We start from the raw sequence: 11,883 nt of genomic DNA, 5'->3' as shown, positions 1-11,883 counted from the left end.
ATCAAAAAAATATGGCGATTTTTATGCAGTAAAAGATTTGGATTTAATGATTGATGATGGAAAAATAACCGTTTTGATAGGTCCGTCTGGTTGTGGTAAGACAACAACTTTAAAGCTTATTAACAGACTTATTGAAAGAACATCTGGAGATATTCAATTTGATGGTATTTCAATTGATAAAATAGATAAAATACAATTAAGAAGAAGTATTGGATATGTTATTCAAGAAATTGGATTATTTCCACATTACAATGTTTTTGAAAATATTTCTGTTGTTCCAAAATTACTTGGGTGGGATAAGAAAAAAATAAAAAATAGGGTAAAAGAGTTAATAGAACTTGTAAATTTAGAATATGATGAAGTAGTTGATAAATATCCTCTTGAATTATCTGGTGGGCAACGGCAAAGAATTGGTGTTGCAAGAGCATTAGCAGCAGATCCGAAGATTTTATTAATGGATGAACCTTTTGGTGCAATAGACCCTATAAATAGGGAAATACTCCAAGATGTATTTTTAACAATTCAAGAAAGATTAAAAAAGACAATAGTATTTGTTACTCATGATATTAGAGAAGCAATAAAATTAGGAGATAAAATAGCTATTTTTAATAAAGGTACATTAGAACAATATGATGGGACTTTAAGCATTATTAAAAAACCTAAAAATGATTTTGTTAAAAATTTGTTAGGGAAAAATGCAGAATTAAACTTTTTAGAGTTTGTAAAAGCTGAAAAATTATTGAAAAATAATTTTATTATTGTAAAATCATTTGAGGAAATTAAAAAACTGAAATCAAAATGTTATGTTTTTTTTGATAAGAAGTATGAAGGATTTTTGACATTAAATGATGTGAAAAATAAAAGGAAGAATTTAAGAAAAGAATACATTAACTTTGATAATAGTGTTTTGGAAGGAATAAATATAATGTTTAAAAATAATATTCATTATCTACCAATTTTGAAAAAAGGTGAAGTTATTGGAGTTTTAGAATATAACTCTATATTGGGGGAATAATATGTATATATTTTCTTATATGTTTAGTAATTTTGATATGGTAATTCAAAGAACTTTAGAACATTTATTTATATTTTTCTTATCCTGGTTTTTATCTTCGGCAATAGGCATTTTTATTGGAATTTATATTACTCGTGAAAAAAGAAAAAAATATACTAACTTAGCATTATCTATAACAGGAATAACCCAATCTATACCAAGTGTTGCTGTAATAGCTTTAATATTTTTATTTATGGGTATAGGAAAAATTACTGCAATAACAGCTTTGTTTTTATATGGATTGGTTCCTATTATTTTCAATACAACTTCTGGTATAGTAAGTATAAATTCTAACATTTATGAAGTTGCAAAAGGAATGGGAATGAGTGAAAGGGATATTTTATATAAAATTGAAATACCAATAGCTTTACCAGCAATATTTTCTGGGTTGAGAAATTCAGCTGTAATAAATATTGCAACTGCTACGGTAGCATCTGTTATAGGCGGTGGAGGATTGGGAGTAATTATATTTACAGGTCTTTCGCATTATAATGCACCAATGATATTTGCTGGAGTTGTTCCTGTTTCTATCTTGGCGGTTGGAGTTGATGCTTTTTTAGGTGCATTAGAGAAAAAATATGTTTCAAAAGGTTTAATAAATGAAATTTAGGAGGGGTTTTATTATGAAAAAATTTGGAATTGTAATGTTAATTGTGATTATGAGTTTTAATGTATTTGCAGCAAAGACTGTTGTAGTTGGTTCTAAAATGTTTACCGAAGGTTATATTATTGCCAATATGATATCTTATCTTCTTAAAGATGCAGGATTTAAAGTTGAGGAGCAATTTGGATTAACATCATTTCCTCTAAGGGCTGCCATAGAGAATGGACAGGTGGATATTTATTCAGAATATACAGGAACTGCATGGGCTGCATATTTTAAACAAAAAAAGAATATCTATAATCCTTATGAATTATTTAATGAAGTATCAAAACTTGATTATGAGAAAAATAAGATTGTTTGGATAAATATGATACCATTTAATGATACTTATGCAATGGCTGTAAAAAGTGAATTTGCAGAGAAAAATAATTTAAGAACTTTATCGGATTTAGCAAAATTTGTCAATGAAGGTAATAAGGTTATTTTTGGAGTTAATCCGGAATTTTATGAAAGAGCAGATGGTTTTTTTGCAATGGCCAGAGCATATAATATGAATGTTCCTAAAAAAATGTGAAAACTATGGAAGCAGGACTTACATATGAAGCGGTTTCCTCTGGGAAAATAGATGTAGCGATGGTTTATTCTACAGACGCAAAGCTACTTAAATATAAATTGATAGTTTTAGAGGATGATAAACATTTCTTTCCTTTATATAATCCTGCAGTTTTAGTAAGAGAAGAAATCTTAAAAAAATATCCTGAAATAAAAGAAATTCTAAAACCATTGACATTATATTTGAATGAAAATATTATTATTAGGCTTAATTATTTAGTAGATGTTGTTGGATTAGAACCGGAAATTGTGGCAAAGAATTATCTTAAAGGATTAGGATTAATTAAGTAAGGTGATAAATAGTGCAGGAAATAATTGAATCACTCGGTTGGTTAAATGTCTTCTTTTTATCATTTAACCTTTCATTATTTGTAGTGAGAAGAATATATAGAGTTTTTATAAGAAATAAAAATTATAGAATTGAAAAATATTTTATTGGTATTATTAAAATACTACAAAGATATCATAAATTGTCCGGTATTTTGTTGATTATTACAGGTATTATTCATGGTTATATAGAACTAAATGGAAATCTTTATTTACATACAGGGATAATTTTATGGTTTGGAATTATTTTAATGTTCCTGGTTTATTTATTAAGAAAAATAAAATTATTTAAGAAAGCATGGATTAAATGGCATAGATATGTTGGGTTTATTTTAATTATATTGTTATTGATTCATTTAATAGATCCGTGGTTGTTATAAGGAGGAATTTTTATGAGAAAGTTTTTTGTATTTGTTTTTGTAGTTTTAAGTGTGTTCACTTTTTCAGAAATTTTGAGTATAGAAGAATTAAATTTAGAAAAATTTCAGCCTAAATATTCATTGATTCCATATGAAGTTTTGAAAAACAATAATGGTAAAAATGGAAATGACACCTGGATTGCAGTAAATGGAATAGTATATGATGTGACGTATTTAAAAGACTGGAAGAACGGAAAACATAAAGGATATGAAGCAGGAAAAGATTTAACTTATGAAATAACAGAATTATCGCCACATGGATTAGGAAAATTAGAAAAGGCAGAAACAGTTGGATATCTTATATTTACATTTGAAGAATTAAAGAAATTTAATGGAAAAAATGGAAATAAGGCATATGTAGCAGTGAATGGAATAGTATATGATGTAACACATTCAAAATTGTGGAAGAATGGTGAGCATAAAGGACAACATGAAGCAGGCATGGATTTAACCTATGAAATAACAGAATTATCGCCACATGGATTAAAAAAATTAGATAAAGTATATCCAGTGGGTATTTTAGCTTTAGATTTAAAAGAATTAAAGAAATTTAATGGAAAAAATGGAAATAAGGCATATGTAGCGGTAAATGGAGTAGTATATGATGTAACGCATTCAAAATTGTGGAAAAATGGTGAACATAAAGGACAACATGAAGCAGGCATGGATTTAACCTATGAAATAACAGAATTATCGCCACATGGGTTGAAAAAATTAGAAAATGTATATAAAATAGGGCTTTTAATAAAATAGATATAAAAAATAATACTATAGTTGACAAAAATTGCGTAAAAATATATAATACTAAATGTGTAATGAGGAGGGATTTTTATGGATTCTATTGAATTAGTAGTAAAGGTTTTATCTGAATCTAATGAACCATTAAAATCAGCGGAAATTGCAGAAAAAGCAGGATTAGACAAAAAGGAAGTGGATAAAGCTATAAAAAAATTAAAAAAAGAAGAAAAAGTTGTATCTCCAAAGAGATGCTATTATACTATAAAAAAATAGGCTGAAACCGAAAGGTTTCAGTTTTTTTATTTTGGAAGGAGGAATAACATGAGAATAGCTATTATAGGTTTTGGTGCAGCAGCAGTGGGATTCTTAAAAGAGGTAGATTCAAACAAACATGAAGTAATTGTATATGAAATGAACAAAGATATTTTTTCTTCTTCGATAAGCGGTATCAGAGCAGATGGGAAATTATTTGTTTCATCGGAAATGGGTGGAGATTTAGAAGAAATATTGTTTGATAAACAGTTGCAAAAAGAAATTGTAGATTATTATTCTGAATTATCAGAAACTGAGCCTGAAATAGGAACAAGAGAAAATTTAGAAGAATTACAAAAGAAATTTTTTATAAATGGATTTAAATTGGTGGAATCAGAATTTTTTCATATTGGAACAGATAAGTTAAAGATTTTTTTGAAAAATGCACATGAGGAATTTGTTAGAAAAGGAGTGCATTTTAAATTTAATTCATTAGTTAAAGATATAGAGATAAATGAAAAAGTAATTGTTGAATATATAGATAGAGAAATAAGAGAGGAAATAAAAGAAGAATTTGACAGGGTGTATATCGCTGTAGGAAGAAGTGGATTTAAATTAATAGATACATTAACAAAGAAATATCCAGATATTATATTATCCAATACAAAAGTAGATTTGGGAGTAAGATTTGAATTACCTGATATTGTTGTTAAAGAGTTAAATGAGGCATTGTATGAATTTAAAGTAAAATTCAAATCATCTAACGGTCAGTTGGTAAGAACATTTTGTAATAATCCATCAGGATATGTAGTTACTGAAAAATATTCAGATTTTATTACGGTAAATGGACATGCAATTCATGATCAAAAATCTACTAATACTAATTTTGCTATATTGGTAACACATTCATTTACAAAACCTTTTAATGATCCAAATGGATATGGTTCATATATTGCAAAATTATCTAATATTTTAGCTGGTGGAAATAAAGTTATATTACAAACATACGGTGATTTCAAAAAAGGAAAAAGAACAAAAAAATTATGGAAAGTGTTTCCAACATTAAGTTCTGAAGAATATGTTTTAGGTGATTTAAATCTTGTTTTTCCAAGTAAAACATCGGTATCATTAATAGAATTTATAGATAATTTAAATAAAATTATTCCAGGTGTTGCTGATGAAGAAAATCTTTTATATGGTGTAGAAGTTAAATTTTATGGAAAAAAATTAGATAACAATTTATTTGAAAATTTAAAGTTTATTGGAGATTGTTCAGGTCAAACAAGAAGTATTGTACATGCAACAGCTCATGGAATAATTGAAGCGAGAAAATTAATAGAAAATTAAATTTATTCATTATATAATTTAAATAAATTAGATTATACTATATTTGAAGAGTGATTAATATTAAAAAAAAGAGAGGCTAAAATGATGGATGAATGTGAATTAATTGCAGAAATTTTTAAAGCATTGTCTCATCCAACTCGTTTGAGAATATTAAAAATATTAAAAAATAGGAAATGCAATATAATTGAAATTTCAGAGGAGCTTGGTTTAACTCAATCAAGTATTTCTCAACATTTAAAAATATTAGAAAATGTTGGTATAGTTAGAAAAAGAAAAGAAGGTAATATTGTTTTTTGTGATTTGAAATATGAGGCAATATTTAAATTATTTAATGATGCTAAAAATATTGTTCATGAGGAATTGCAAGAAGCTCATAAAATGATAAAAAATTCTTAATCCACATCTTTAGATGTGGATTTTTTATGGTATAATAATAGTATGATTGCAATAGAAAAAGATCTTATAGATAAAGAAAAACTAGAAAATCTAAAATTTGAATATGTATTTTTTGATGAAAATACAGAATTGAATTCTGTAGATATTATTGTATCAGGTAATTTATCAAAAAATAATATTTATACGATTTTGGTAGTTGATTCTTTAGATGAGAAACTATTGGAAGCGGATGATTTTATTTTAAATCCAGTCAATGTTGAAGAATTAAACTATAGAATAGGAATTGGGTTAAAAAAAGTTAAATTAATAAATGAATTAAGGAAATTGTCCTTAATTGATTATTTAACAGGTGTTTATAATAGAAGGGCTATTACAGATTTTTTAAAAAAAGAAATAGAAAGATCGAAAAGGGAAAATAGGACATTTGTTGTTTCAATGCTTGACTTTGATAACTTTAAAAGAGTTAACGATACCTACGGTCATGATGCAGGTGATGAAGTTTTAAGAAAAACTATTGAACTTATAAGAAAAAAGATTAGATATTATGATTCTATTGGAAGGCTTGGCGGAGAAGAATTTTTGATAGTATTATCTAACATTTCTAAGGAAAATGCACTTAAAGTTAGTGAAAGAATAAGATTAGCAGTAGAAAATAATGTTGTACATATAAATGGTCACCAAATTAAAATAACAGTGAGTCAAGGATTATCAATATTTGATGGAAATAAAAATGTAGATCAATTGATTAAAGAAGCCGATTTAGCTGTATATAGAGCTAAGGATAATGGTAAAAATAGAATAGAATTTTATGAATAATCCCGGTGAAAAAATCACCGGGGATTATTTTATTTTACTAAAGCATTCATTCCTGCTTCAATAGCTTTTAAATTTATATCCAATAATTCTGCTTTTTTACCTTTTAATGATTTTTCCAAAGCTTTTTTTACTGAATCAAAAGAAACAGCTCCTGTGGCTTTTAAGTAAGCGCCTAACATAACCATATTTTGAACCTTTACGTTACCTAATTCATCAGCAATATCATTTGCAGGAATCTTGAAAACTTGAATATCAGTTCTTTCTGGATCTCTGTCAATAACTGACGAGTTTAATAATAGAATTCCATTTTCTGGTAATAATTTTTCGAATTTATACATTGAAGGAATATTGAATGCAATAACTTCTGTTGGTTGATCAACAACTGGTGAAGCAATATATTCTTCTGAAAGAACTACTGTACAGTTTGCTGTACCTCCACGCATTTCTGGACCGTATGAAGGTAACCATGTAGTATATAGATTTTCATACATTGCAGCTAAGGATAAAATTTTTCCAAATAACATAACACCCTGTCCACCAAAACCAGCAGCTATAAATGCATGATGTTTCATTTTTCATCACCCACCTTATCAACATAAACACCTAATGGATATTCTGGGACCATATTTTCTTCTAACCATTTGTTTGCTTCAACTGGTGGAATACCCCAGTTTGTAGGACATGTTGATAATACTTCAACCATACCAAAACCTTTACCTTCAATTTGAGCTAAGAAAGCTTTTTTAATCATTTTTTTAGTTTTTAATACATCTTGTGGTTTGTTAACCTTTGTTCTTGCTAAATAAGCAACACCAGGTAAGTTTGATAATAGTTCAGCCATATGTAGAGGATAACCTTCATTTTCAGCACTTCTTCCATATGGTGAAGTAGTTGTTTTCATACCTAATAATGTTGTAGGAGCCATTTGACCTCCAGTCATACCATATATAGCATTATTTATAAATATAGTAGTTATTTTTTCTCCTCTATTTGCAGCATGTAAGATTTCAGCTGTACCAATAGCTGCTAAGTCACCGTCGCCCTGGTATGTGAAAACTACATTTTCTGGCATTGCTCTTTTCATACCTGTAGCAACTGCTGGAGCTCTTCCGTGAGGTGCAACTGTTCCATCAACATCAAAGAATTCGTATGCAAAAACAGAACATCCTACTGGAGCAACCATCAATGTTTTTTCTCTTATTCCTAATTCGTCTATAACTTCAGCAACAAGTCTATGTACAATTCCATGATGACATCCTGGACAATATGTAAATTCTTTTCCACTTAAAGATTCTGGACCTTTAAATTTTATTTTATAAGACATAATTTTCCTCCTTTCTTATATCAATTCCATTAATTTTGCTAATACTTCATTTGGTGTAGGAACAACTCCACCAGTTCTACCATAGAATTCAACAGTTTTTTTACCATTAACAGCTAATTTTACGTCTTCTACCATTTGCCCCATACTCATTTCTACTGTAAAGAATAATTTAGCTTGATCAGCTAATTTTGCCAATGCTTCATATGGATAAGGCCATAAAGTAATAGGTCTAAATAAACCAGCTTTAACACCTTTTTCTCTGGCCATATTTACAATTGTTTTTGCGATTCTTCCCATTGTACCATATGCTACTATTATTATATCAGCATCATCTGTTTTATATTCTTCCCACATTTGTTCGTTTTCAATGATTTTCTTATATTTTTCTTGATATCTTAAATTCATTTGTTCTAATACATACTCATTTATATCAAATGAAGTTATTTTGTGTGGTTCTCTTCCTTTAGCACCTTGCATTGCCCATGAACTATGATCTGGTAAAGTGCTTAAGTCTCTAAATTCAGGGAACTCAACTGGTTCCATCATTTGACCCAACATACCATCTGCAAGAATTAAAGCAGGATTTCTGTATTTATCTGCTACATCGAAAGCTTTTGCGGTTAATTCAACAGCTTCTTGCAATGATTCTGGACCATAAACAACAAGTCTATAATCACCGTGTCCTCCACCTTTTGTAGCCTGGAAATAATCGCTTTGAGCAGGTTGAATATCGCCTAATCCAGGACCACCTCTAACAACATTAACAAATACAACTGGTAATTCTGCACCAGCAATATATGAAACACCTTCTTGCATTAAACTATAACCTGGTGAAGATGTTGAAGTCATAACTCTATGTCCTGTTGATGCTGCACCATATAACATATTTACAGCAGCAACTTCACTTTCTGCTTGTAAAAAAACACCATCAACTTGAGGCATTCTCCTTGACATATATTCAGTTAATTCACTTTGTGGTGTAATAGGATAACCAAAATATAATCTACATCCAGCCCTTATGGCGGCTTCACCAATTGCTTCAGTACCTTTTACCATTACTTTTTCAGCCATCAATATCCCTCCTTAAGCTTTAGCTTTTTCTAATGTTGAAACTGTTATACATACATCGGGACACATTTGATAACAGAATCCACATCCAATACATTTTTCTGGATTAACTACTGCAGCAGGATGATATCCTTTAGCATTAAAACCTTCAGAAAAACCCAATGTACCCGTAGGACATGCATCTATACAAAGACCACATCCTTTACATCTTTCTTGATCAATTTCAACCTTGTTTTTGTATTCCATCGTATCCCTCCTTTTTTAAATCATAATTGATATACTTTATCTAAAAATCTTTTTAATACAAATTTTGGAAATTCAGTTTTAATATCCTTTAAAAATTCGGGGACAACAGTAAAAGCAACAGGGATTCCTGTCTTTTCTGAAACCTCTTTTAATAATTTTTCACCACTTAATATTATTTCTTCTGTGGTTTCATTTTGAAGATTTGAGTTTGAAACTAAGAAATCAACTCTTCTTCTGGCTTTTGCACTTAATCGTTCAATGTAATATTCAATATCTTCAACTGTATTCATAAACGGTCTTTTTGTATTGACAACAAAATATGTAGCTGTTTTTGTTTGATCAAGAAAATTTTTCAAAGACCCAACAACGGTCGAACCATCTTCATTTCCACCAGCATCAATAATTGTTTGAAATTCCGGATTAACAATATAACCTCCAACAGCAGGTGGTATTATTGGTAAATCAGCGTGCATAAATTTTCTTGGAGGAGTTATAACTTTTATTCCCATATTTTCTAAAACATCTATTTCATCTCTAGTTCTAAAATATGGACTGATTACATCAATATCAGCAATAGCAACGTTATCATATTTTTCTTTTAAATAAATTGCCGAATTTAATGCAATCTCAGTTTTTCCAGAGCCAAACATACCAATAATAACATGACATTTATAATTTGTATTAAGCATTATGTTCCTCCTTGGGTGGATATTTTTTAGCTTTTTCTTTACCGGTTAGGACTCTTAATGCCGCTTCTGCTAAAGCTTTTTCTTCATCACCACCAGGAATAACATAAATTGGTGCAATGAATTGTGTATGTTCAGTTAACCATTTAATCATATTGTCTTTATCATAAGCCAAACCACCAGTTAACACAATTCCATCAACTTCAAAGCTTAATGCTGCTGCCATTTTTCCTATCCATTTTGATATTTGTAAAGCCATTGCTCTGTAAATGAGAGTTGCATACTCTTCGCCATCTTCTACTCTTTTTTGAACTTCTAATGCGTCATTTGTATCAAGGTAAGCAACTAATCCACCTTTTCCTTTTATTCTTTTTTTCATTTCATCTAATGTCATTTTTCCAGAATAAGCTAAATCTATTATTTGAGTCATTGGTAATGTTCCAGACCTTTCGGGGTAAAAGGGCCGTCGCCATCAAGAGCGTTATTTACATCAATTACTTTTCCTTTTTTATGGGCTCCAATTGAAATACCACCGCCCATATGTACAACAATCAAATTAACTTCTTCATATTTTTTATTCATTTTTTCTGCAGTTGCTCTCGCAACAGCTTTTTGATTTAATGCATGGAAAATAGATTTTCTTTCAAAATCTGGATGTCCTGAAAACCTGGCAATATCAATCATCTCATCTACAACAACAGGATCTGCTATAAAAGAGGGGATATTGTATTCTGAAGCTAATTCGTGCGCGATTAATGCACCTAAGTTTGAAGCATGTTCACCAAATTTTCTTTCTCTTAATTCCTCTTTCATTAATTCATTAATTTCATAAACACCACCAGGAATAGGTCTTAATAATCCACCTCTTCCAACAATAGCAGAGAAGGCTGAAAGATGATATCCTTCCTTTTCTAAAAATTTCTTTATGACTTCTTTTCTGAATTCATATTGTTCGGCTATATGTTTAAATGGAGCTAATTCTTCTGATGAATGTCTTACAGTGTCTTTAGAAATGAGATTCTCATCTTCATATATAGCCAATTTTGTAGATGTTGATCCAGGATTTATAACTAATATTTTATGCATATTATTACCTCCTAAGCCAAGAGTACAGATAATGCAATTGAAAGTAATTTTGCATCATCAGAATCTGCTCTTGAAGTTAAAACTACAGGTTTTTTTCCGCCAAGTATTGTACTTGCTACATTTGAGCCAGCTAAAAATACCATGGATTTGTAAAAAATGTTTCCCGCTTCAATATCAGGCATAATAACAATATCAGCATCTCCTGCAACTTCGCTTTTAATACCTTTATGTTCAGCAGCTTCTTTTGAAATGGCATTATCCATAGCAAAAGGGCCATCGACAATGCAGCCTTTAATCTGACCACGTCTATTCATTTGAGTTATAATGGCAGCATCCATTGTAGTAGGCATTTTAGGATTTACCTTTTCTAAAGCACCAACAATAGCAACTTTTGGATTTTCTACTCCTAAAGCATTTGCAACTTTTACTGCATTATTTATAGAATCAACTTTTTGTTCAAGTGTAGGTGCTATAACCATACCAGCATCAGTAACTATTAATAATTTATGATATTTTTCTATGTCAAAAACACTTACCAGATTAATTGTTCCTTTTGTTCTAAGTCCATATTCTTCTTTTAAATAAACAGATAATAATTCTCCTGTGGTGATATGACCTTTCATAGGTAAATCTGTTTTTCCATTAGAAACATCTTCTATAGTTTTAATTACAGCTTCTTTATTTGAATTGCAATGAACAATTTCCATATTTGAAATATCAATATTATTTTCTCCTGCAATTTTTTTGATTTTATTTTCATTTCCATATAAAACTGCATTACATATTCCTTCTTTAACAGCTCGTGTAACTGCTTTTAAAACAACATCATCTTCTGCAGCAGCAACACCAACTGTTTTTTTAGTTTCTAAATTTTTTGCTAATTCAATAATTTTATTAATTCTCATGAT

The 11,883-nt window shown here is 29.4% G+C and carries 16 protein-coding genes and 1 pseudogene; 10 read left to right on the top strand and 7 right to left on the bottom strand.

Annotated features, from left to right (window positions below; all coding sequences use genetic code 11):
• Nucleotides 1-46: 46 nt before the first annotated feature.
• The 10 genes from DJ007_RS01145 to DJ007_RS01100 all read left to right on the top strand — a co-directional run bounded on the left by DJ007_RS01145 (nucleotide 47) and on the right by DJ007_RS01100 (nucleotide 6,565).
• Nucleotides 47-1,015, top strand: a complete 969-nt coding sequence (locus DJ007_RS01145; RefSeq protein WP_129408245.1) for an ABC transporter ATP-binding protein — start codon at nucleotides 47-49, stop codon at nucleotides 1,013-1,015.
• Nucleotide 1,016: 1 nt separating this feature from the next.
• The gene (locus DJ007_RS01140; RefSeq protein WP_129407963.1) at nucleotides 1,017-1,664 is read left to right on the top strand and encodes an ABC transporter permease; all 648 of its coding nucleotides are present in this window, start codon (nucleotides 1,017-1,019) and stop codon (nucleotides 1,662-1,664) included.
• 13 nt (nucleotides 1,665-1,677) lie between these two features.
• A complete protein-coding gene (locus tag DJ007_RS18610; RefSeq protein ID WP_276318598.1) occupies nucleotides 1,678-2,232 on the top strand; it encodes an ABC transporter substrate-binding protein in 555 nt (184 codons plus the stop codon).
• Between the two features lie 5 nt (nucleotides 2,233-2,237).
• A complete protein-coding gene (locus DJ007_RS18605) occupies nucleotides 2,238-2,561 on the top strand; it encodes a glycine betaine ABC transporter substrate-binding protein (RefSeq protein ID WP_276318622.1) in 324 nt (107 codons plus the stop codon).
• An 11-nt stretch (nucleotides 2,562-2,572) separates the two neighbouring features.
• Nucleotides 2,573-2,977 carry a hypothetical protein gene (locus DJ007_RS01130; RefSeq protein WP_206075992.1) on the top strand — a complete coding sequence of 135 codons (405 nt, stop codon included), beginning with the start codon at nucleotides 2,573-2,575 and terminating at the stop codon, nucleotides 2,975-2,977.
• Nucleotides 2,978-2,989: 12 nt separating this feature from the next.
• Nucleotides 2,990-3,769: a cytochrome b5 domain-containing protein gene (locus DJ007_RS15140; protein WP_206075991.1), complete on the top strand. Its 780-nt coding sequence runs from the start codon at nucleotides 2,990-2,992 to the stop codon at nucleotides 3,767-3,769.
• Nucleotides 3,770-3,847: 78 nt separating this feature from the next.
• Nucleotides 3,848-4,027, top strand: a complete 180-nt coding sequence (locus DJ007_RS01115; protein ID WP_129407962.1) for an HTH domain-containing protein — start codon at nucleotides 3,848-3,850, stop codon at nucleotides 4,025-4,027.
• Nucleotides 4,028-4,075: 48 nt separating this feature from the next.
• Nucleotides 4,076-5,353 (top strand): NAD(P)/FAD-dependent oxidoreductase, encoded by a 1,278-nt coding sequence (locus DJ007_RS01110; RefSeq protein ID WP_129407961.1) that lies wholly within the window; start codon nucleotides 4,076-4,078, stop codon nucleotides 5,351-5,353.
• A gap of 81 nt (nucleotides 5,354-5,434) precedes the next feature.
• On the top strand, nucleotides 5,435-5,749 hold the full coding sequence (locus DJ007_RS01105; RefSeq protein WP_240739147.1) for an ArsR/SmtB family transcription factor: 315 nt from the start codon (nucleotides 5,435-5,437) through the stop codon (nucleotides 5,747-5,749).
• 15 nt (nucleotides 5,750-5,764) lie between these two features.
• Nucleotides 5,765-6,565, top strand: a complete 801-nt coding sequence (locus DJ007_RS01100; protein ID WP_206075990.1) for a GGDEF domain-containing protein — start codon at nucleotides 5,765-5,767, stop codon at nucleotides 6,563-6,565.
• A gap of 29 nt (nucleotides 6,566-6,594) precedes the next feature.
• Here the strand turns inward: DJ007_RS01100 and DJ007_RS01095 are convergent, their stop codons facing one another.
• The 7 genes and pseudogenes from DJ007_RS01095 to DJ007_RS01065 form a co-directional block, all read right to left on the bottom strand.
• Entirely contained in the window at nucleotides 6,595-7,137 is a 543-nt protein-coding gene (locus DJ007_RS01095; protein WP_129407959.1) for a 2-oxoacid:ferredoxin oxidoreductase subunit gamma family protein, read from the bottom strand.
• Nucleotides 7,134-7,889: a thiamine pyrophosphate-dependent enzyme gene (locus DJ007_RS01090; RefSeq protein WP_129407958.1), complete on the bottom strand. Its 756-nt coding sequence runs from the start codon at nucleotides 7,887-7,889 to the stop codon at nucleotides 7,134-7,136. The genes DJ007_RS01095 and DJ007_RS01090 overlap by 4 nt, the downstream gene beginning before the upstream one ends.
• 15 nt (nucleotides 7,890-7,904) lie before the next feature.
• Complete coding sequence (locus tag DJ007_RS01085; protein WP_129407957.1) at nucleotides 7,905-8,960, bottom strand: 3-methyl-2-oxobutanoate dehydrogenase subunit VorB; 1,056 nt, start codon at nucleotides 8,958-8,960, stop codon at nucleotides 7,905-7,907.
• 12 nt (nucleotides 8,961-8,972) lie between these two features.
• On the bottom strand, nucleotides 8,973-9,203 hold the full coding sequence (locus DJ007_RS01080) for a 4Fe-4S dicluster domain-containing protein (RefSeq protein ID WP_129407956.1): 231 nt from the start codon (nucleotides 9,201-9,203) through the stop codon (nucleotides 8,973-8,975).
• A gap of 20 nt (nucleotides 9,204-9,223) precedes the next feature.
• Nucleotides 9,224-9,892: a cobalamin biosynthesis protein CobQ gene (locus tag DJ007_RS01075; protein WP_129407955.1), complete on the bottom strand. Its 669-nt coding sequence runs from the start codon at nucleotides 9,890-9,892 to the stop codon at nucleotides 9,224-9,226.
• Nucleotides 9,885-10,975 (bottom strand): annotated as a pseudogene (gene buk / locus DJ007_RS19765) (butyrate kinase). Before buk ends, DJ007_RS01075 begins: the two are co-directional and overlap by 8 nt.
• 11 nt (nucleotides 10,976-10,986) lie before the next feature.
• Nucleotides 10,987-11,880, bottom strand: a complete 894-nt coding sequence (locus tag DJ007_RS01065) for a bifunctional enoyl-CoA hydratase/phosphate acetyltransferase (RefSeq protein ID WP_206075989.1) — start codon at nucleotides 11,878-11,880, stop codon at nucleotides 10,987-10,989.
• Nucleotides 11,881-11,883 lie beyond the last annotated feature (3 nt).

This window comes from Marinitoga lauensis (assembly GCF_004135675.1).
Classification (GTDB): domain Bacteria; phylum Thermotogota; class Thermotogae; order Petrotogales; family Petrotogaceae; genus Marinitoga; species Marinitoga lauensis.
This window is presented reverse-complemented; position numbering and strand designations above follow the sequence as displayed.